Here is a 20,982-nt window from a genome sequence, read left to right as displayed (position 1 = left end):
ATGGCAGGCACGCTCACGTCCCTGGCCCAGGCCGTCTACCTGGTCGCGGCGATCCTGTTCGTGCTCTCCCTGGCGGGGCTGAGCAAGCAGGAGACGGCGCGGCGCGGCAACCTCTACGGCATGGCGGGGATGGCGCTCGCGCTGCTGGCCACGGTCGCGCTCGCGGTCGACCTCTCCGAGCGGCACGTGATGGTCACCCTGCTCCTCATCGCGATGTCGCTGGCGCTCGGTGCCGGCATCGGCATCTGGCGCGCGCGCAGCGTCGAGATGACGCAGATGCCGGAGATGATCGCGATCCTGCACTCGTTCGTGGGAGCCGCGGCCGTGCTCGTCGGCTTCAACTCGTTCCTCACCGAGGAGCCGGACGCGGTGCACCTGGTCGAGGTGTTCCTCGGCGTGCTCATCGGCGCGGTGACGTTCACCGGGTCCGTCGTCGCCTTCCTCAAGCTGTCGGCGCGGATCAAGAGCGCCCCGCTCATGCTGCCGGGGCGCAACTGGCTCAACCTCGGGGCGCTCGTCGCCTCGATCGCGCTCATGGGGTGGTTCCTCGCCGACCACGCGCTGCTCCCGCTCGCGATCATGACCGTCGTCGCCCTCGCGCTGGGCTGGCACCTCGTCGCGTCGATCGGCGGCGGCGACATGCCGGTCGTCGTCTCGATGCTCAACTCGTACTCCGGGTGGGCGGCGGCCGCGGCCGGGTTCATGCTGAGCAACGACCTGCTCATCATCGTCGGCGCCCTCGTCGGCTCCTCCGGCGCGATCCTGTCCTACATCATGTGCAAGGCGATGAACCGGTCGTTCGTCTCGGTGATCCTCGGCGGGTTCGGGGCCGAGGGGGGCACGGTCGCCGCCGGCGACCAGGACTACGGCGAGCACCGCGAGGTCAGCGCCGTCGAGGTCGCCGACATGCTGCGCGAGGCCCGGCGCGTGGTCATCGCCCCCGGCTACGGCATGGCCGTCGCGAAGGCGCAGTACCCGGTGGCCGACCTGGTGTCCAAGCTCCGCGGGCAGGGCGTCGACGTGCGCTTCGCCGTGCACCCGGTCGCCGGCCGTCTCCCCGGCCACATGAACGTGCTGCTCGCCGAGGCGAAGGTGCCGTACGACATCGTCTTCGAGATGGACGAGATCAACGACGACTTCGCCGAGACGGACGTCGTCCTGGTCATCGGCGCCAACGACACCGTCAACCCGTCCGCGCTGGACGACCCGTCGTCCCCGATCGCCGGCATGCCAGTGCTCGAGGTGTGGAAGGCCCGCCAGGTCGTCGTGTTCAAGCGGTCCATGGCCACGGGGTACGCGGGCGTGCAGAACCCGCTGTTCTTCCGGGAGAACACGGCGATGCTCTTCGGCGACGCGAAGGACCAGGTCGAGCTGATCGTCGCCCCGCTCACGGTGGGCTGAACCGAAACGATTCGCCCGATGACGGGCACGACGGCCCGCCGTAGGTTCGCGACGGGCCGTCGTGCGGCGGCCCTCCCGCGCGCGAAGGAGACCTCGCCATGCCCTCCGGCACCGTCAGCACCTCCCCCTCCCGCAGGGGCGTCGTCGGCGCGGCCCTGGCCGTCGCGCTCGTCGCCACCGCGCTCGCGGTGCCCTGGGCGGGCACCGCCCGCGCGGCGACCCCGACGGTCGTGCACGCGGCGGACTTCGAGTCCGGGCTCGACGGCTGGGAGGCGCGTGGCGTCGCGAGCGTGAGCACCACCGCCTCCGGGGCGCGCGGGACGCGCAGCCTGCTCGTGACGGACCGGGTCGACCCCTGGGACGGGGCGCTCGTCCCGGCGACCGACCTGTTCGAGCCCGGGACGACGTACACGATCTCCCTGTGGGTGCGGCTGCCCGACGGCGCCGGCACCGCCGACCTGCGGCTCTCCGCGCAGCGCGACGTCGCCGGCGAGCCGACGTACGAGACGATCACGACGATCGAGGGCGTCACGCAGCAGTGGCGGCAGGTCACGGGGATCTACACGCCCGGGCCGTTCGACACCTCGTCGTTCTACGTCGAGTCCGTGTCCTCGCCCGTGCCCCTCATGATCGACGACGTCCTCGTCACGGGCGTGCAGTACGTCCCCGACCTGTCCGTGACGCCCGTCTCCGACGCCGTGTCCGTGCCGTTCGGCATCGCCGTCGAGCCCCAGGACGTGCTGGGTGGCCGCGGGGACCTGCTGGCGCACCACGCCGAGCAGATCACCCCCGGCAACCAGATGAAGCCGGAGTCGATCCAGCCCTCCGAGGGCACGTTCACGTTCGGTGCGGCCGACGGCCTCGTCGACTGGGCGATCGCGCACGACATGCGCGTCTACGGCCACACGCTCCTGTGGCACCAGCAGACGCCCGCCTGGTTCTTCCAGCGCGACGGGGCCGCGCTCACCACGTCGGCCGCCGACCAGGCGCTGCTGCGCGCGCGGCTGCGCACCCACATCGAGGCCGTCGCCGACCACTACCGCGAGACCTACGGCGAGTACGGCACGCCCGGCAACCCGATCTTCGCGTTCGACGTGGTCAACGAGGTCATCGACGAGAACGAGCCCGACGGCCTGCGCCGCAGCGAGTGGCACCGGGTCCTCGGCCCGTCGTACATCGCGGACGCCTTCCGCTACGCCCGTGCGGCGTTCGGCCCCGAGGTGCAGCTGTTCATCAACGACTACAACTCCGAGTACCCGAACAAGCGGGCGCCCTACCTGCGGCTCGTCACCGACCTGCTCGCGCAGGGTGTGCCGGTCGACGGCGTCGGCCACCAGCTGCACGTCGAGGTCGGCCGCTCGATCTCGATGATCGAGGACACGATCACGGCCTTCGAGGCGCTCGACGTGCGCCAGGCCGTCACCGAGCTCGACGTCTCGGCCTACCGCCACGCCGGCGAGCAGTGGACCGAGCCGCCCGCGGACCGGCTGCTCGAGCAGGGGTACTACTACCGCGACATGTTCGCGATGCTCGAGCGGCACGCGTCGTCGTTCGAGTCGATCACGGTCTGGGGCCTGGAGGACTCGCGCACGTGGCTGCGCTCCGGCGCGGCGCCGCTGCTCTTCGACGGCGCGCTGCAGGTCAAGCCCGCGTACTGGGGGATCGTCGACCCGTCGCGCATCGGCGTGACGCCGACGCCGACACCGACGGTCACCCCGACGCCGACGCCGACACCGACGGTCACCCCGACACCGACGGTCACCCCGACGCCGACGGTCACGCCGACCCCGACGGTCACGCCGACCCCGACGCCGACCGCCGGTGCCTCCTGCCGGGTGACGTACACGACGAGCGACTGGAACACCGGGTTCACCGCCGGTGTGCGCGTCACCAACACCGGGCCGGCGTCGCTGAACGGGTGGACCCTGACGTTCGCGTTCCCGGGCGGGCAGCAGGTCACGCAGGGCTGGTCGGCGACGTGGTCGCAGGCCGGGCCCGCGGTCACGGCGACGCACGCGGCGTGGAACGGCTCGCTCGCGGCGGGCGGCACCGTGGACATCGGGTTCAACGGGTCGCACACCGGCAGCAACCCGCGCCCGACCGCGTTCGCCCTGAACGGAGCCGCGTGCACGGTCGGCTGACCGTGCGTCCCGGTTGCTGAGACCGCCCGTCCGCGAGACCGGGCTCGGGTCGCTCACCCTCCCCGGTGATCGACCTGAGCCCGGTCTCGCGGCGTGCTGGACCTGGCGCCGGGTCAGCCCGGCGACGGGTCAGCCCGGCGGCGCGTCAGCCGGGCGGCGGGACCGGGGTCGGCGGCCGTCGGGCGACCACGACGGTGGCGTCGACCTCGTCGTCCCGCAGCACGTGGACCGCCCAGCCCGCCGGCGCCGCCGCGCACGTCCGGGCCGCCTGGCGTCGGCTCGTCTCGATCAGCACGTGGCCGCCCGGGCGCACCCACGCCGGTGCGTCCGCGAGCAGCCGGCGCTGCACGTCGACGCCGTCCGGGCCGCCGTCGAGCGTCAGGTGCGGCTCGTGGTCGCGGGCCTCCGGGGGCATGGTGGCGATCGCGTCGTGCGGGACGTAGGGCGCGTTGGCGACGAGCACGTCGACGCGTCCCCGGAGCCGGCCCGGCAGCGCGTCGAGCAGGTCGCCGCACCAGACGTGGCCGCGGCCGGCGAGGTTGCGCGACGCCCAGGCGACGGCACCCGGATCCAGGTCGGCGGCGTGCACGTCGGCGTCCGGGACGTCCTGCACGACGAGCGTCGCGACGGGCGCGACGCCGCAGCAGGCCTCGACGACGACCGGGGCCGGGCCGGCGGCGCGCGCGAGCCGCACGGCCGTCCGCGCGAGCAGCTCGGTCCGGCGGCGGGGGACGAAGACGCCCGGCCCGACGCGCAGCCGCAGGCCCGCGAACGCGACCCAGCCCAGCACGGTCTCCAGCGGCTCACCGGCGACGCGGCGCCCGACGAGCCGCTCGACCAGGTCCTCGGCCGCCGGCGCGTCGCCACCCGCACCGCCCAGCACCTCGGCCGCCGCCGCGACGAGCAGGGCCGCCTCGTCCTCCGCGAAGACGCAGCCGGCCGCGCGCAGCCGCGCGACGAGCGACGGTGGGGGAGCCCCCGACGGCGCGCCGGTGCAGGCGTCGGGCGCCGGGGCCGGCGGCTCGCTGGGCACGTCGCATGCTCGCACGTCACGGCCGCTCGTCGCGGTCGCGCGCGTCGCTGCTGGTCACGGCGACGGCGTCCACCTGCCGAAGGTCCCGACGTCCCGGCTGACCAGCGGCACTAGGCTGGGTGAGCACACCCACCCGTCTGTCGAAGGAGCACCATGGCCAGCATCGAGGCCGTCGGCGCCCGCGAGATCCTGGACTCGCGCGGCAACCCCACTGTCGAGGTCGAGGTCGCCCTCGACGACGGCACCATCGCCCGCGCGGCCGTCCCCTCGGGCGCGTCGACCGGCGCCTTCGAGGCCGTCGAGCGCCGCGACAGCGACGACCCCCGCTACGGCGGCAAGGGCGTCCAGGGTGCCGTCAACGCCGTGATCGACGACATCGCCCCCGAGCTCGTCGGCTTCGAGGCCAGCGAGCAGCGCCTGGTCGACGCCGCGCTCATCGAGCTCGACGGCACGCCCAACAAGGGCAAGCTCGGCGCCAACGCGATCCTCGGCGTCTCGCTCGCGGTCGCCAAGGCTGCGGCCGACTCGGCCGACCTGCCGCTGTTCCGCTACGTCGGCGGCCCCAACGCGCACGTCCTGCCCGTCCCGATGATGAACATCCTCAACGGTGGGTCGCACGCCGACTCCAACGTCGACATCCAGGAGTTCATGGTCGCGCCCATCGGTGCCACGACGTTCCGTGAGGCGCTGCGGACCGGCACCGAGGTCTACCACTCGCTGAAGTCCGTGCTGAAGAGCAAGGGCCTGAGCACCGGCCTGGGCGACGAGGGCGGCTTCGCGCCGAACCTCGAGAGCAACCGCGCCGCGCTCGACCTCATCCTCGTCGCGATCGAGAAGGCCGGCTTCGTGCCCGGCAAGGACGTCGCGCTCGCGCTCGACGTCGCGGCCACCGAGTTCTTCAAGGACGGCGCCTACCAGTTCGAGGGCGCCGCGAAGACCCCGGCCGAGATGATCGCGTTCTACGAGGCGCTCGTCGCGGACTACCCGCTGGTATCCATCGAGGACCCGCTGTCCGAGGACGAGTGGGAGTCGTGGGCCGAGCTCATGACCAAGGTCGGCGACAAGGTGCAGATCGTCGGCGACGACCTGTTCGTCACCAACCCGGAGCGCCTCGCCAAGGGCATCGCCCAGCGGTCGGCCAACTCGCTGCTGGTCAAGCTCAACCAGATCGGCACGCTCACCGAGACGCTGGACGCCGTCGCCCTCGCGCAGCGCTCGGGCTTCACGACGATGACCTCGCACCGCTCCGGCGAGACCGAGGACACGACGATCGCCGACCTGTCGGTCGCGACGAACGCCGGCCAGATCAAGACCGGTGCGCCCGCCCGTGGCGAGCGCATCAACAAGTACAACCAGCTCCTGCGCATCGAGGAGGAGCTCGACGACGCCGGCATCTACGCCGCGGCGAGCGCCTTCCCGCGCTTCCAGGGCTGATCTCGTCCTGATCTCGTCCTGATCGACGACGCCCGGTCCACCGTCACGGTGGGCCGGGCGTCGTCGTGCGCGCGGCCACCGCGCGCCGGCGGGTCCGCCCGGGTCCGGGACACGGGACCACGCAGCATCCGACACGGCGCGCACGCCCAGGTCCTGCCGATCCGGCGGGGGCGGGGCACAATCGACGCCATGTCGTCCCCCCGTCGTCCCCCCGCGCCCGGGTCCGGGCGGCGTCCGGGGCGCGACGAGACGCCGTCGGGCGCCGTGCCGCGCGCCGGGCGCGCACCCGCGGCCACGTCGACGGGCCCGACGACCGCGCCCCGCGGCGTGCGCGGCGCCGCACCTCGCTCGGGTGCGGTGCCCAAGGTGGGTGCGTCGCGGCCGGGTGGGGGACGGACCGGAGCGCGCCCCGGCGCCGTTCGCGCGAGCACGCCGCCGCGCGGGACGCCGCGCGCGACCACCGCGCGGCTACCGGTGCCCCGCATGTTCACGGTCCGCGCGATGGTGTTCACGCTCGTGGTGCTGGTGGCGTTCGTCCTGGTGTACCCGACGCTGGGCTCGTACCTGGAGACGCGGGCCGAGGTCGAGCAGCTGCGCGCCGCCCGCGACGCCGCGCTCGCGGAGAACGCCGACCTCGAGGCCGACCTGCGGCGCTGGGACGACGAGGCGTACGTCGTCGCCCAGGCCCGCGAGCGGCTGTCGTTCGTCATGCCGGGGGAGACGGCCTTCCGCGTCGTCGACCCCGAGGTGGTGCCGCAGACGGCACCCTCCGACGACCCACCGGCCGCGGGCGGGTCCGACGGCGCGACGCGCCCGTGGTACGCGACCGTGTGGGAGTCCGTCCAGGTGGCCGGCGACCTGGACGTCGCCGGGGACGGCCCGGACGAGCCCGCCGACGGCGCGGCCGACGATCCGCCCGCGACGCCCGGACCGGGAGCCGAGCCCGCCGGCTGACGGCTCGGATGGGCGACAATGGACGCCCCGCCCGACCGACCGAACGGACCGACGTGCCCGCACGCCCTGACCCCACCGCGCACCGCGACGTGCCCGGCCCGTCGGCGCTGCCCGACCTCCCGGCGGCGCGCGCCGTCACGGACGCCGTCAGCGAGCGCGACGTCGAGGTGCTCACCGAGCAGCTCGGGCGACCGCCGCGCGGCGTCGTGGGCGTCGCCGCGCGCTGCGTGTGCGGTCGTCCGCTCGTGGTGCGGACCGCGCCGCGGCTCGACGACGGCACGCCGTTCCCGACGACGTACTACCTGACGTCGCCCCAGGCGGTGGCGGCCGTCAGCGCGGTCGAGGCGACGGGCGTGATGAAGGAGCTGACGGCCCGGCTCGGTGAGGACGACGACCTCGCCGAGGGTCACCGCCGCGCCCACGCGGCGTACCTCGCGGACCGCGAGGCGCTGGGCCACGTCCCGGAGATCGCCGGCATCTCCGCCGGGGGCATGCCGCAGCGGGTCAAGTGCCTGCACGTCCTGGTCGCGCACGCGCTCGCGGCGGGGCCGGGCGTCAACCCCGTCGGGGACGAGGCGTTGACGATGGTGGCCGACCGGTGGCGGCCGGACCGCTGCACCTGCTGAGGGCGGACGCCGCCGGTGAGCCGACGGCCGGCGGTGTCGGTCGGCGATGGCACGATGTGCCGGTGACACGCGTGGCAGCCATCGACTGCGGGACCAACTCCATCCGTCTGCTCGTCGCGGACGTCGACCCGGCGGCGGGCACCCTCGTCGACCTGGAGCGGAGCAACGAGGTGGTGCGCCTCGGGCAGGGCGTCGACCGCACGGGCCTGCTGGCTCCCGAGGCGCTCGCGCGCACGCTCGACGCGGCGCGCCGCTACCACGAGGTGTGCGAGCGGCTCGGCGTCGAGGACGTGCGCTTCGTCGCCACGTCGGCGACGCGCGACGCGCGCAACCGCGACGAGTTCGTGGCGGGGGTGCGGGCGGCGCTCGGGGTCGACCCCGAGGTCGTGGCCGGCGACGAGGAGGCGCGGCTGTCGTTCCGGGGGGCGACGGGTGTGCTGGCGAGCCGGTTCGACGGGCCGTTCCTGGTCGTGGACCTCGGCGGCGGCTCGACCGAGCTGGTGCTCGGCACGGCCGCCCCCGAGGCCGCGGTCTCGATGGACGTCGGCTCCGTGCGGCTGACGGAGCGGCACCTGCACGGCGACCCGCCGAGCGCCGCCCAGATCGCGGCGGCCGACGCGGACGTGCACGCCGCGCTCGACGCCGCCGCGGACGTCGTCCCGATGGGGCGGGCGGTCACGCTGGTCGGTCTCGCCGGGTCGGTGACCACCATCACGGCGCACGCGCTCGGCCTGGACCACTACGACCGGACGCGCATCGACGGCGCCGTGCTCGGCGTGGACGACGTGCTCGCGGCGTGCGAGGACCTGCTGGTCCGCACGCGCGAGGAGCGCGCGGCGCTGCCGTACCTGCACCCCGGTCGCGTGGACGTGATCGGCGCGGGCGCCCTCGTGTGGCGGGACGTCGTGCGCCGTGTGCGCACCGAGGTGGTGGCGGCCGGCGGCGCGCTCACCCACGTGGTGACCTCGGAGCACGACATCCTCGACGGCATCGCCTGGAGCATCGCCGAGCGCTGAGCTCCCGGCTCACCCGGACACGCGCGGAGCGGCCGGCGCTCCGCTGTGGCGTGTCGTGGACAGTAGTGCGGACTGCGCAGTACTGTGCGACGTGCGGGCCCTGGAGGGGCGTCCGCGCCACGCACCGCCGCACCGGCCCTGCACGGGACCGGCGCGGCGGCACGGGCCACGACGAGCGGGAGGCCGCATGGACACCACGCAGCTGCTCAAGGGGGTGCTGGACCTGGCCGTGCTCGCCGTCGTCGCCGACGAGGACGGCTACGGCTACGACGTCGTGCGACGCCTGCGGGCCGCCGGCATCGAGGAGGTCGGCGACGCGTCGGTGTACGGGACGCTGCGCCGGCTCTACTCCTCCGGCGCGCTGACGTCGTACGTGGTGCCCAGCGACGAGGGACCGCACCGCAAGTACTACGGGATCAACGCGCAGGGCCGGGCGATGCTCGGCGCGCAGCGCAAGGACTGGGACGAGTTCGCGGGCACCATGGCACGCCTGCTCGGGACGGAGGGTGGGGCATGAGCATCGTCGACGACGCGATCGCGCAGGACGTCCGGACGTACGCCGCGCAGGTGCGGGCCGCGCTCGCGGACCTGGGGCCCGAGCACGTGGACGACCTGACCGACGGGCTCGAGGCGAACCTCGCCGACGCGCTCGCGGACGACCGTCGCGCGCACCGCGGGACGCTGGCCGACGAGTTCGGGGCGCCCGCGGACTACGCCGCCGAGCTGCGCGCGGCCGCCGGGCTGGCGCCCGGCTCCGGTGGTCAGCGCACGGGGGGCGCGGTCGACCGGGCGCTGCGGCAGCTCGTCGGGTCGGTGCGGGACATCGAGGGCACCACGCTCGCGCGGCTGCGCGCGACCCGCTGGTTCCCGGGCGTCGAGGACCTGCTCGTCGCGCTGCGACCGGCGTGGTGGGTGCTGCGCGGCTGGGCCCTGGCGCACCTGCTGCTGCAGATGGTCGGCGCGGAGCAGGGCGCGTTCTGGCTGCCCTCGAGCTCGGGTGGCTGGGTGCTGCTGCTGCTCGCGGTGGTCGCGAGCGCGCAGTGGGGCAGGGGCGAGTGGCGCACGGGCCCGCGCTGGGGGAGGGTCCTGCGGTTCGCCAGCGGGGTGCTCGCGCTCGCGGCCGCGATCCTGCTCCTGACGCTGCCCCAGGCGCACCGCGACGACGTCGCGCGGGCGCAGGGGTGGGGTGACCGGCCGGTCGAGGACGGGGTGGTCGTGGCGGGCGAGCGCGCGTTCAACCTCTTCGTCTACGACGCGGACGGCCGGCCGGTCGAGGGCGCGCAGGTGTTCGACCAGGCGGGCCGGCCGGTGACCACCGAGCCGTACGGCGGTGACCGCTGGCGCCAGCAGGAGTACTGGCCCGACGGGGCCGGTGACCCGCTGTTCCACGTCGGGGTACCGGGGCCGAACGGCGAGACCCGGTGGAACGTGTTCCCCCTGCACAGCGTGCCGGGCTGGGCCTGGGCGGACAGCGGCGCACCGCTCGACGTCACGGACGAGGACGTGCGCGGCGAGGTGCTCGCGCCGTCGTGGCCCTTCGCCGCGGCCGCCGCCGTCGTCCCGTGGCGCACCGGGCCCGAGGCGACGCTGCCGGCCCCGGCCGGGGCGTCCACCCCCGGCGCGACCCCGTCGGCCGAGGCGGTGCCACCGAGCGACGCACCCCCGGCCACGGACGGGTCAGCGGTGCCCGAGCCCGAGCCGGCCGTGCCCTGACGCCCGACGCGGGAAGCGCTCGGTGAGCGGCGAGCACGCGTCCGCGCCTAGGGTGGTCGTGTTCCCGCGTCGACCCTGGAAGGTCCTGTGACCGTCGACATCTGGGCCGACATCGGCCTCGTCCTGATCTTCGTGCTCGTCGGTGGCGTGTTCGCGGGCACCGAGCTCGCCCTGGTCTCGCTGCGCGAGTCGCAGCTCGGGCAGATCGAGAAGCAGGGAGCGCGCGGTGCGCGCGTCGCCGCCGTCGCGCGCAACCCCAACCGCTTCCTCGCCGCCGTGCAGATCGGCGTGACGGTCGCCGGGTTCTTCTCCGCGGCCTTCGGTGCCTCGACGCTGGCCTCCTCGCTCGCACCCGTGTTCGTGTCGCTGGGCATGGCGCCGGGCACGGCCGACGGGGTGGCCCTCGTCGTGCTCACCCTCGTCATCGCCTACCTGTCCCTGGTGCTCGGCGAGCTCGTCCCCAAGCGCATCGCCATGCAGCAGGCGGCCCGGGTGTCGCTGTGGGTCGGTCCGCCGCTCGACAGGTTCGCGGCCCTCATGACGCCCGTCGTGTGGCTGCTGTCCCGCTCCACCAACGGGGTCGTGCGGCTCCTCGGGTTCGACCCCGGCGCGACGAGCGACCAGATGAGCGACGAGGAGCTGCGGGACCTCGTGCGGACGCACCCGGACCTCCCCGAGGACGAGCGCCGGCTCATCGGCGACGTGTTCGACGCCGGCGACCGCTCGCTCGTCGAGGTCATGCGCCCGCGGGCCGACGTCACGTTCCTCGCGGCGGACGAGCCCATCGCGAGCGCTGCGCAGCTCGTCGGCACGCTGCCGTACTCCCGGTACCCGGTGACGGGGGAGGACTTCGACGACATCGTGGGGTTCGTGCACGTGCGCGACCTCCTCGCCCCCGTCGCACGAGCGGTGCGGGAGGCGGACGCCGACCCCGACACGCACGGGCGTGCAGGCGTCGTCGAGGCGATCGTCGAGGTCTCCGCCACGACGGTCGGCGACGTCGTGCGACCCGTCGTGCAGCTGCCCGGCACCAACGCGGTCCTGCCGACGCTGTCGACCATGCGCCGCACGGGCGCGCACATCGCGGTCGTGGTCGACGAGTACGGCGGCACGGACGGCATCGTGACGCTCGAGGACCTGCTCGAGGAGCTGGTCGGCGACATCGTCGACGAGTACGACCCGGTCCCCACCCGCCTCGCCGGCGACGCCGACGTCGACGCCGGGCTCACGCTCGAGGACTTCACCGAGCGGACGGGCGTCGTGCTGCCGGACGGGCCCTACGAGACCGTCGCGGGCTACGTGCTGGCGCGGCTGGGCCGCATCGCCGAGCCGGGCGACGTGGTCGACCTCGACGAGGCCGCGACGGGCGGCACGACGGCGCGGACGCGCCTGCGGGTGCGGGAGGTCGACCGGCGCCGCATCACGGGCGTGCGCGTCGAGCGGGTGCTCGGTGAGCGGGCCCCCGCCGACGACGTCGCCGCGCCGGACGACGTCTGAGTCGTCGATCTCACACGGTCGGGGCCCGTGGTGTGCGCGGCGTCACCGCCCACGACAGGGCTGCGACGCGGCAGCGCGTCTACCGTATGAGGTATGCCTCAGTCGTCCTCCGCCACCGTCGACGCCGCCCGCCCGTCGGGTGAGCTCATGCCGGCCCCGGCCGGCAAGCCCCGCAAGGTGCCGCGCGTCGTCGTCCTGGGCGGTGGCACGGTGGGCCTGTACTCGGCACGGCGGCTGCGCCGCCGGCTCGGCAAGCGCGACGCGGCGATCGTCGTGGTCGACCCGCGCCCGTACATGACGTACGCGCCGTTCCTGCCCGAGGCGGCGGCCGGCTCGATCGACCCGCGCAACGTCGTCGCGCCCCACCGGCGCGCCCTCAAGGGCGTCGACGTGCTGCAGGGCCACGTGACGCAGATCGAGCACGCGCAGCGTCGCGTGCAGATCACGCCGATCGAGGGGGAGGCGTACTGGGTGACGTACGACCACCTCGTCGTCGGCCTGGGCTCGGTGGCCCGCACGCTGCCGATCCCCGGCCTGGCGGAGCAGGGCATCGGCTTCAAGAACGTCGAGGAGGCCATCGCCGTGCGCAACCACGTGCTGGGCCGCATCGACGTGGCGGCCTCGACGTGGGACCCCGAGCTGCGCCGCAAGATGCTGACCTTCGTGTTCGTCGGCGGCGGGTTCGCGGGCGTCGAGGCGCTCGGCGAGGTCGAGGACATGGCGCGGTACGCCGTGCGCAAGTACAAGCAGATCGAGCCCGAGGAGATGCGGTTCGTCCTCGTCGAGGGCAGCCGCCGGATCCTGCCCGAGGTCAGCGAGGAGCTCGGCGGGTACACCCTCGAGCAGCTGCGCAAGCGGGACATCGAGATCTACCTGTCGACGTTCCTCAACTCGTGCGTCGACGGCCACATCGTGCTGTCCGACGGCACGGAGTTCGACGCCGAGACCGTCGTGTGGACCGCCGGGGTCAAGGCCAATCCCGTGCTGCAGGACTCGGACCTGCCGCTGGACAAGATGGGCCGCGTGATCTGCAACGCGTACCTGCAGGTCACCGCGGAGGACGGCACGGTCGTGGCCGACGCCTGGGCCGCGGGCGACTGTGCCGCGGTGCCGGACCTGTACAACCCGGGAGCCTTCTGCCCGCCCAACGCCCAGCACGCGCTGCGCGAGGGCAACCACATCGGGGACAACCTCGCGCTCGTCCTGCGCTCGGCGGAGCCGACCTTCTACAAGCACCGCAACGTCGGCGCGGTCGCGTCGCTCGGGATGTACAAGGGCGTGGCGCAGATGTTCGGGCGCATCAAGGTCCGCGGGTTCCTCGCCTGGGTGCTGCACCGCACGTACCACGTCTTCGCCATGCCGACCTTCAACCGCAAGCTGCGCATCGCCGCCGGGTGGACGGGCTCGGTGCTGCTGCGCCGCGAGGTCGTCGCGCTCGGCTCGCTGCACGACCCGCGCGCCGAGTTCCGCGCCGCCTCCGTGCCGCCCAAGCCCAAGGTCGAGCAGACCTCGCAGGACACGGCGCCGACGGACGGCGCCACCGCCGCGCCGGCGCTCCCGCCGTACAAGGCCGAGAAGGACTCCCCGGCCGCGAAGGACGAGGCGCACAAGGCCTGACCTGCCGGGCCGACGGCCCCGCACCCGTTCCAGGGGTGCGGGGCCGTCGCACGTGCGGAGCCGGATCGCCCTCTCACGCCCGGGGCGGGGTCGTCGCCCCACCCCGGGCGCGAGAGGGCGATCCAGCCCGCCGTCCTGGCAGGATGACGGGCGCGCCCCCGTAGCCCAACCGGCAGAGGCAACCGGCTTAAACCCGGTCCAGTCCGGGTTCGAACCCCGGCGGGGGCACCGCTGCGCTCAGGCGTCCGGGCGGTCGCGCTCGACCGCCTGCTCGCGCGCACGGATCTGCGCCTCCCAGTCGCGCAGCATCTGCTCGTGGAGCTCGTCGGACCGGCGCTCCTCGGCGCGGCGGCGTTCCTCGGCCGTGGCGTCGTCGCCGTACCGCCGGGGCCGCTCGTACTCGGGGAACCCGGCGGTCTCGGTGGACCGCCACGGGACGTGGGTGCGCGGCGTCTGCGGGCGGCCGGCGACGAGCCACGCGACGCCACCGGCGATCGGCAGCACCACGATGAGGACGATCCACCAGCCCTTCGACAGGTTCCGGACGCGGTCGGGGTCGGACTGGATCGCGTCGATGAGGCAGAAGACCAGCAGGGCGACCTCAGCGATCACCGGCAGGAAGCGCAGCACCCGACCCCCTTCGTCGTCACGGGCAGCAGCACGCTAGCGCGCGGGCGCGCCCGCCGTGACCGGTTCGGGTGGGCTCACCCGTTCGGCCGCTCGCCCCCGCGGTCGCCGCCCGCGGTGTCCCGCAGCCACGTCGCCATCGACGCGGCGTCCGACGGCCCGTCGTCGAGCACGCGCCGCACCTGCACGGGCTGGCCGGTCGGGACGCCGCCGCGGCCCGGCACGGCCGAGACGCGTGCTGCGATCTCCAGCGCACGGTCCAGCGACGCGACGTCGACGACCTGGAACCCCGCCACCCACTCGGAGAACTCGGTGAACGGCCCCTCGGTCACCGTGGTGCCGGAGCGACCGTCGGAGCGCACGACGTGCGCGACGTCGGGACCGTCGAGCACGACGAGCCCGGCGAGCTCGCCGCTGCGGCGCAGCTCGTCGTTGAGCGCCCCGTAGTGGTCGAGGTGGGCCTGGACGTCGGCCGGGTCCCACCGGTCCATCGGTGTGGGGTCGGCGCCGGCCTGGAAGTCGACGATCAGCAGGTACTTCGGCATGGAGCGCTCCGTCCGTCGTGGCGCCCCGGTGGCGCCCTCACCCTGCATGACGCGCGGGCAGTCCCGGTCTCGACGTTCCCGACCGGCGGGATCCGATGGTCCCGCGTGCCGACCAGACCCGACCAGACCCGACGCGACCCGGCTCAGTCCAGCCCGGCGGCCGCCTCCGCCTGCTCGATCTGCTGGGTCCAGGCGCGCTTGCCGGCGCGCCAGCCCTCGTCGTCGGCGCCCAGGCGCCAGTAGCCGGAGATCGACAGGTCGCCCCGCGCGACGCGGTGGTCGACCCGCAGGTGGGCGCGCAGCTCCTTGACCGCGCCGGCCTCGCCGTGGACGAACGCCCCGACGCGCCCGGCCGGCCAGGCCCACGCGCGCACGGCGGGTGCGAGCGTCGAGCCGGGGGCGTCGTCCCCGTGGTGCAGCCAGTGCACGGCCACCCCGGCGGGCGCGGCCAGGTCCAGCTCGTCGGCAGGGCCGTGGACCTCGACGAACGCGGCGCCGACCGCGTCCGGCGCGAGCCGCTCGAGCGCGACCGCGACGGCCGGCAGCGCGCTCGCGTCGCCGACGAGCAGGTGCGCGTCCACGTCGTCCCGCGGCGACCACGCGCCGCCGGGACCGTGGACGAGCACCCGGTCGCCTGCGGTCGCGCCCAGCGCCCACGGCCCGGCCACGCCCTCGTCCCCGTGTACCACGAGGTCGACGGTGAGCTCGCGGGCCGCGTCGTCCCAGGCGCGCACGGTGTAGGCGCGCAGCCGCACGTCGACGCCGTCGGGGAGGGTCGCGCGCAGGGCGGGCACGTCGACGCGACCGTCGGCACCCAGGGGGCAGGCGTCGAGCGCCCCGGCCGGCAGGAACCCGAGCTTGACGTAGGAGTCCACCTCGACGGGGGTCATGAAGGGCGCCAGCCCCGCGCCCCCGAGGACGACGCGCACGAGGTGCGGGGTGAGCCGCGCGGTGCGCACGACCTCCGCGAGCACGGGTGCGGGCTTCCGTGACGGGGCGAGGGACGGGGCGCTCGACCCGGCGGTGCTCATGAGGCGAGCCTAACTCCGGCTGTCACCGCGGCCGGTTCCCCTGGTGCACCCGTGTGACGTGGGCCACATGCCCGGCGGGTAGCGCGACGCACGGGACGGCCGTTGTCCTGGCGGGTGACCCCCGCCCCGCAGACGTACGCTCAGGCGTACGCCGCGCCCCGCCCGCTGACACCGCCGCCACCACGGCGACCCCCGGAGGAACCGTGTCACGCCTCGCCCGGCTCTCGCTGGCCAACCGCTCCGTCGTCGCCCTGCTCACCGTCGCCATCGCGGTGTTCGGCTGGTTCAGCCTCGGGTCCCTGAAGTCCGAGCTCATCCCGTCGCTGCAGATCCCCACCGCCTTCATCGTGGCCGTCGACCCGGGCTCGTCGCCCGAGCTCGTCGAGCAGCAGATCACCGAGCCGATCGAGCAGGCGCTCTCGGGCGTCGCCGACGTCGAGTCGGTGACGTCGACGTCGTCCACGTCGGTGTCCACCACCGTCGTCGAGCTGACGTACGGCGTCGACGTCGACGCGCGTGCCCAGGAGATGCAGGCCGCGCTCGCGCGCATCGGCTCGTCCCTGCCGGACGGTGTCGACCCGAGCGTGTTCACCGGCTCCATCGACGACTTCCCGGTCGTCCAGCTCGCGGTCGCCGGCACCCCCGACGACGTGCGCGACGGCGAGGACCCGCAGGCCGCGCTGGCCCGCGTCGTGCAGGACCTCGTCGTGCCGCGGCTCGAGCAGGTCGACGGCGTGCGGGACGTGGCCGTGACGGGCATCGCCGACCAGGCCGTCACCGTCACCCTCGACCTGCCGGCGCTCACCGCGGCGGGCCTGTCGCCCGTCGCCGTGCAGTCGGTGCTGCAGGACAACGGGGTCGTGCTGCCCACCGGCACCGTGGACGACGGTGACCTCACCCTGTCCGTGCAGGCCGGCTCGGAGATCACGTCGGTCGACGACCTGCGCGCGCTGCCGCTGCTCGGCGCGGCGACCGGTCCCGTCGCCCTGGGTGACGTCGCGGACGTCGCCCTGGCGGGCGTGCCCGCCTCCGGCTTCTCGCGCCTGGACGGCCAGCCCGCCCTGGCCGTCTCCCTGACCAAGACCCCCGCGGGCAACACCGTGGAGGTCTCGCACGGCGCCCAGGACGCGGTCGCGGACCTGCGCGCGCAGCTCGGCGACGAGGTCGACGTGGCCGTCGTGTTCGACCAGGCCCCGTTCATCGAGGAGTCCATCGAGGGCCTGGCCACCGAGGGCGGTCTCGGGCTGGTGTTCGCGGTGCTGGTGATCCTGCTGTTCCTCGCCTCGCTGCGCTCGACCCTGGTGTCGGCGATCTCGATCCCGCTGTCGCTCCTGGTGACGTTCATCGGCCTGCGCCTGGCCGGGTACTCGCTCAACATCCTCACGCTGGCCGCCATGACCATCGCGATCGGCCGGGTCGTCGACGACTCGATCGTCGTCATCGAGAACATCAAGCGGCACCTGTCCTACGGCGAGGACAAGCGCGACGCGATCCTCACCGCCGTGCGCGAGGTCGCGGCCGCCATCACCGCGTCGACGATCGCGACCATCGCGGTGTTCCTGCCGATCGGGCTGGTGGGCGGCATGGTCGGTGAGCTGTTCCGGCCGTTCGCGTTCACCACCGCGATCGCGCTCGCCGCCTCGCTGCTGGTGTCGCTGACGATCGTCCCCGTGCTCGCCTACTGGTTCGTCAAGGCCGGCCCCACCGACCCGGCCACCGCGGCGCAGGTGCGCGCCACCGCCGAGGACAAGGAGCGTCGCTCGTGGCTGCAGCGCGGCTACCTGGCGACCCTGCGCAGCTCGGTGGCGCACCCCGTGGTCGCCGTGCTGGCCGCGGTGGTCGTGTTCGCCGGCACCGTCGGGCTCGCGACGCGCCTGGAGACCAACTTCCTCGGTGACGCCGGTCAGGACACGCTGACCGTCACGCAGACCTTCCCGGCCGCGACGTCGCTCGAGGCGCAGGACGCCGCCGCGCGGGACGTCGAGGACGCGCTGATGGACGTCGACGGCGTCGAGACCGTGCAGACCACGGTCGGGTCGTCGGGCGGCATCGAGGCGGCGTTCAGCGGGGGCGGTGCGCCGCGCGCGACGTTCGCGCTGACGCTCGCCTCCGACGGCGACACCACCGCGGTCGCCGACGCCGTGCGCGAGACGGTCGCCGGGCTGGACGTCACCGGGGACGTGGTCGTGGCGGGTGCCGACGCCGCGTTCGGCTCCTCGACTGTCGACGTCGTCGTGCAGGCCGACGACGGCGCCGAGCTGGCCGACCTCGCCGCGCAGGTGCGGGACGTGGTCGCCGGCGTCGAGGGCACGACCGACGTGGTCAACGACCTCGCCGCCGACCAGCCGACCGTGCGGGTGACCGTGGACCGGGACGCCGCCGCGGCGGCCGGGCTCACCGAGACCGCCGTGGTCGGGACCGTCGCCGGCCTCATGAGCCCACAGCCCGTCGGCAGCGTCGACCTGGGCGCCGGGCCCGTGGACGTCACGATCGTCACGCTGCCGGCACCGTCGAGCGTCGCCGAGCTCGAGAGCCTGGTGCTGCCGACGCCGACGGGTGTCGTCCCCCTGACGGCGATCGCGAGCGTCGAGCAGGTCGAGGTGCCCGTGTCGACCACGCGGATCGACGGGTCCCGCGCCGCGACGGTGTCGGCCACGCCCGCCGACCAGGACCTCGGGGCCCTGACGCAGCGCCTGCGCGCGGCGCTCGAGGACATCGACGTGCCCCCGGGCGCGAGCCTCGAGGTCGGCGGTGTCGCCGCGGACCAGGAGGACGCGTTCGCGGACCTCGGGATGGCCCTGCTCATCGCGATCGTCATCGTGTACGTCGTCATGGTCGCGACGTTCCGGTCGCTGCTGCAGCCGCTGATCCTGCTGGTGTCCGTGCCGTTCGCGGCCACGGGTGCGCTGCTCGGCCTGCTGCTCACGGGGACCCCGCTGGGGGTTCCGGCGCTCATCGGCGTACTCATGCTCATCGGCGTCGTCGTGACCAACGCGATCGTGCTCGTCGACCTGGTCAACCAGTACCGCGAGCAGGGGCGCGACCTCGAGGAGGCCGTCACCGAGGGGTCGCGCAAGCGTCTGCGGCCCATCCTCATGACGGCTGCGGCGACGATCTTCGCGCTGGTGCCGATGGCGCTGGGCCTCACGGGCGGCGGCGTCTTCATCTCGCAGCCGCTCGCGATCGTCGTGATCGGCGGGCTCTTCACCTCGACGCTGCTGACGCTGGTGCTGGTGCCGGTGCTCTACACGCTGGTGGAGCGGGCGCGGCTGCGCGGCGCCGGCCGGCGCTCGGGTCGGCGGGCCGCGCCGCCGACCCGCAGCGAGTCCCCGGCCTGACGGCCCGGCCCCCCGGGGCGCCACCCCCGCACGACGAAGCGGCGCACCGCCGTCCCCCTCCAGGGCGGCGGTGCGCCGCTTCGTCGTGCGCGGACGCGTCAGACGTCGCGCGTGCGCAGCCGCACCGCGGCGGCGGCGACGATGACGACCACCCAGCCCACCAGGACCGCGTACCCCGCCCACGGGGAGAGGTTCACGGCCATGGTCGCCATGCCGTCGGACATCTCGAGGAGCTCGTCCGGCGTCGCCACGCGGGCACCCGCGGACGACGGCAGGAACGGCCGCACGTACTCCAGCGGCTTCCAGGAGATGAGGTTGAGGACGCTCTCGATGACGAGGACGAACCCGATCACGGTCGCGATCGCGGCCGCCGTGCTGCGCAGCAGCGCGCCGACGGCGAAGCCGAGCAGCGCGACCGTCGCGATGTACAGCGGGGTGCCCAGCACGATGCGCAGCATCTCCGGGTCGGACCAGTCGGGCTGCAGCGCCGGGGTGATGAGGCCGGCGAGCAGGAGCGACAGGCCGGTGCCCACGCTCGCCGTCAGGAACGTCACGAGCGCGACGACCGCGCCCTTCGCCCACAGCACGGGCAGCCGGGTCGGCACGGCGGCGAACGTCGAGCGCACCTGCCCCGTCCCGTACTCGCCCGTCACCGTGAGCGCCGCCAGGACCACCAGGACGAGGGCGCCGAAGATCTGCCCGGGAGCGAGCACGAAGTAGACCAGCGAGGCGCTGCCGTCGTCCCCGGGGTAGGCGTTGCCGGCGAAGTTGTACGACGCCGCCATCGCCCACGCGAGCAGGACCAGGACGGCGATCGTGAGGCCGACGGTCCAGAACGTCGAGCGCAGGCTCCAGAGCTTGATCCACTCGGAGCGCAGCACGTGCCACACCGAGAGGCGTGCCGTGCTCGCGGGGGCCGGGGCGTCGGCCGGCGCGGTGCGGGGGGTGGTCGCGGTGCTCATCGGGCCGCCTCCGGTCCGGTCGGGCCGGCGGTGCCGGCGTCGGTGGGGTGCGAGGCCGCGTCGTCGGTACCGGAGCGGTACTCGACGGAGTCGGCCGTGAGGGACATGTAGGCCTGCTCGAGGGAGCCGCTGACGGGCGTGAGCTCGTGCAGGACGTAGCGGGAGGCGGCGAGCTCGCCGATGGCGGCCGCGGTGGGGCCGTGCACCTCGATCAGGCCGGGCTCGATCGCGTCGACCACGGTGTCCGGTCCGGACAGGGCGGCCGCGAGCTCGGTGGCGTGTGGGCTGCGCACGCGCACGGTCGTGCTCGTGGCGCGCGAGACGACCTCGTCGACGGGACCCTGGGCGACGATCCTGCCGCGGCCGATGACCAGCAGGTCGTCGGCGGTGACCGCGACCTCGCTCATGAGGTGGGAGGACAGGAAGACGGTGCGGCCCTCGGACGCGAGGTGCTTGGCCAGGCCGCGCACCCACGCCACGCCCTCGGGGTCCAGCCCGTTGACCGGCTCGTCGAGGATGAGGGTGTGCGGGTCGCCCAGGAGCGCGGCCGCGATGCCGAGGCGCTGGCCCATGCCCAGGGAGAAGCCCTTGACGCGCTTCTGGGCCACCGCACCCAGCCCGGCCAGCTCGATGACCTGGTCGACGCGCTTGTCGCCGATGCCGTGGGTCGCGGCCATGGCGCGCAGGTGCTGGCGTGCCGAGCGTCCGGGGTGGACGGCCTTGGCCTCCAGGAGCGCGCCCACCTCGGTCAGCGGCGAGCGCAGGCTGGCGTAGGGCCGGCCCTGCACGGTCACGGTGCCGGCGCTCGGGTGGTCGAGCCCGACGATCATGCGCATGGTGGTCGACTTGCCCGCGCCGTTGGGGCCCAGGAAGCCGGTCACGCGGCCGGGTCGCACCGTGAAGTCGATGCCGTCGACGGCGGTCTTGCTGCCGTACCTCTTGGTCAGTCCGTGTGCCTCGATCATCGGGTCCCCTGGGGTCGCGTCGTGGTGCGCGTCGGTGTGCTCACGTCGCACGACGCTATGCCTGCGCGGGGTGCTCGCGTCA

Annotated in this window: 17 protein-coding genes and 1 tRNA gene; 12 read left to right on the top strand and 6 right to left on the bottom strand. The window is 74.4% G+C overall.

What is annotated here, in order from left to right:
- Positions 1-1,401 carry a Re/Si-specific NAD(P)(+) transhydrogenase subunit beta gene (pntB, locus tag Cph01nite_RS02085; RefSeq protein WP_203670717.1) on the top strand — a complete coding sequence of 467 codons (1,401 nt, stop codon included), beginning with the start codon at positions 1-3 and terminating at the stop codon, positions 1,399-1,401.
- A 98-nt stretch (positions 1,402-1,499) separates the two neighbouring features.
- The gene (locus Cph01nite_RS02080) at positions 1,500-3,542 is read left to right on the top strand and encodes an endo-1,4-beta-xylanase (protein ID WP_203670716.1); all 2,043 of its coding nucleotides are present in this window, start codon (positions 1,500-1,502) and stop codon (positions 3,540-3,542) included.
- Positions 3,543-3,687: 145 nt separating this feature from the next.
- On the opposite strand, the gene Cph01nite_RS02075 is transcribed toward Cph01nite_RS02080, so the two are convergent.
- On the bottom strand, positions 3,688-4,575 hold the full coding sequence (locus Cph01nite_RS02075) for a putative protein N(5)-glutamine methyltransferase (protein ID WP_203670715.1): 888 nt from the start codon (positions 4,573-4,575) through the stop codon (positions 3,688-3,690).
- Positions 4,576-4,728: 153 nt separating this feature from the next.
- Here Cph01nite_RS02075 and eno point away from each other — a divergent pair, with 153 nt between their 5' ends.
- From eno to Cph01nite_RS02030, 9 genes are all read left to right on the top strand, one after another.
- Complete coding sequence (gene eno / locus Cph01nite_RS02070) at positions 4,729-6,009, top strand: phosphopyruvate hydratase (RefSeq protein ID WP_203670714.1); 1,281 nt, start codon at positions 4,729-4,731, stop codon at positions 6,007-6,009.
- Positions 6,010-6,492: 483 nt separating this feature from the next.
- On the top strand, positions 6,493-6,963 hold the full coding sequence (locus Cph01nite_RS02065; RefSeq protein ID WP_203670713.1) for an FtsB family cell division protein: 471 nt from the start codon (positions 6,493-6,495) through the stop codon (positions 6,961-6,963).
- Between the two features lie 53 nt (positions 6,964-7,016).
- The gene (locus Cph01nite_RS02060) at positions 7,017-7,589 is read left to right on the top strand and encodes a DUF501 domain-containing protein (protein WP_373307532.1); all 573 of its coding nucleotides are present in this window, start codon (positions 7,017-7,019) and stop codon (positions 7,587-7,589) included.
- Positions 7,590-7,651: 62 nt separating this feature from the next.
- Positions 7,652-8,605: a Ppx/GppA phosphatase family protein gene (locus tag Cph01nite_RS02055; protein ID WP_275407380.1), complete on the top strand. Its 954-nt coding sequence runs from the start codon at positions 7,652-7,654 to the stop codon at positions 8,603-8,605.
- Between the two features lie 187 nt (positions 8,606-8,792).
- Positions 8,793-9,122, top strand: coding sequence for a PadR family transcriptional regulator (locus Cph01nite_RS02050; protein ID WP_203670710.1), 330 nt, complete (start codon positions 8,793-8,795; stop codon positions 9,120-9,122).
- The gene (locus tag Cph01nite_RS02045) at positions 9,119-10,318 is read left to right on the top strand and encodes a hypothetical protein (protein WP_203670709.1); all 1,200 of its coding nucleotides are present in this window, start codon (positions 9,119-9,121) and stop codon (positions 10,316-10,318) included. Before Cph01nite_RS02050 ends, Cph01nite_RS02045 begins: the two co-directional genes overlap by 4 nt.
- Positions 10,319-10,405: 87 nt before the next feature.
- Complete coding sequence (locus Cph01nite_RS02040) at positions 10,406-11,815, top strand: hemolysin family protein (protein WP_203670708.1); 1,410 nt, start codon at positions 10,406-10,408, stop codon at positions 11,813-11,815.
- 93 nt (positions 11,816-11,908) lie between these two features.
- A complete protein-coding gene (locus Cph01nite_RS02035) occupies positions 11,909-13,432 on the top strand; it encodes an NAD(P)/FAD-dependent oxidoreductase (RefSeq protein ID WP_203670707.1) in 1,524 nt (507 codons plus the stop codon).
- A 154-nt stretch (positions 13,433-13,586) separates the two neighbouring features.
- Positions 13,587-13,660, top strand: a tRNA-Leu gene (locus Cph01nite_RS02030).
- 9 nt (positions 13,661-13,669) lie between these two features.
- Here the strand turns inward: Cph01nite_RS02030 and Cph01nite_RS02025 are convergent.
- The 3 genes from Cph01nite_RS02025 to Cph01nite_RS02015 all read right to left on the bottom strand — a co-directional run bounded on the left by Cph01nite_RS02025 (position 13,670) and on the right by Cph01nite_RS02015 (position 15,635).
- On the bottom strand, positions 13,670-14,062 hold the full coding sequence (locus tag Cph01nite_RS02025) for a PLD nuclease N-terminal domain-containing protein (RefSeq protein ID WP_203670706.1): 393 nt from the start codon (positions 14,060-14,062) through the stop codon (positions 13,670-13,672).
- Positions 14,063-14,136: 74 nt separating this feature from the next.
- Positions 14,137-14,604 carry a YciI family protein gene (locus Cph01nite_RS02020; protein WP_203670705.1) on the bottom strand — a complete coding sequence of 156 codons (468 nt, stop codon included), beginning with the start codon at positions 14,602-14,604 and terminating at the stop codon, positions 14,137-14,139.
- A gap of 143 nt (positions 14,605-14,747) precedes the next feature.
- On the bottom strand, positions 14,748-15,635 hold the full coding sequence (locus Cph01nite_RS02015; RefSeq protein ID WP_203670704.1) for a siderophore-interacting protein: 888 nt from the start codon (positions 15,633-15,635) through the stop codon (positions 14,748-14,750).
- A gap of 203 nt (positions 15,636-15,838) precedes the next feature.
- On the opposite strand from Cph01nite_RS02015, the gene Cph01nite_RS02010 reads away from it, so the two are divergent.
- Complete coding sequence (locus Cph01nite_RS02010) at positions 15,839-18,973, top strand: efflux RND transporter permease subunit (RefSeq protein WP_203670703.1); 3,135 nt, start codon at positions 15,839-15,841, stop codon at positions 18,971-18,973.
- 98 nt (positions 18,974-19,071) lie between these two features.
- Here the strand turns inward: Cph01nite_RS02010 and Cph01nite_RS02005 are convergent, their stop codons facing one another.
- Both Cph01nite_RS02005 and Cph01nite_RS02000 read right to left on the bottom strand, forming a co-directional pair.
- Entirely contained in the window at positions 19,072-19,935 is an 864-nt protein-coding gene (locus Cph01nite_RS02005; protein WP_203670702.1) for an ABC transporter permease subunit, read from the bottom strand.
- Positions 19,932-20,900 carry an ABC transporter ATP-binding protein gene (locus tag Cph01nite_RS02000; protein WP_203670701.1) on the bottom strand — a complete coding sequence of 323 codons (969 nt, stop codon included), beginning with the start codon at positions 20,898-20,900 and terminating at the stop codon, positions 19,932-19,934. Before Cph01nite_RS02000 ends, Cph01nite_RS02005 begins: the two co-directional genes overlap by 4 nt.
- Between the last annotated feature and the right edge of the window lie 82 nt (positions 20,901-20,982).

This window comes from Cellulomonas phragmiteti (genome assembly GCF_016862775.1).
Taxonomy (GTDB): Bacteria; Actinomycetota; Actinomycetes; order Actinomycetales; family Cellulomonadaceae; genus Cellulomonas; species Cellulomonas phragmiteti.
This window is presented reverse-complemented; position numbering and strand designations above follow the sequence as displayed.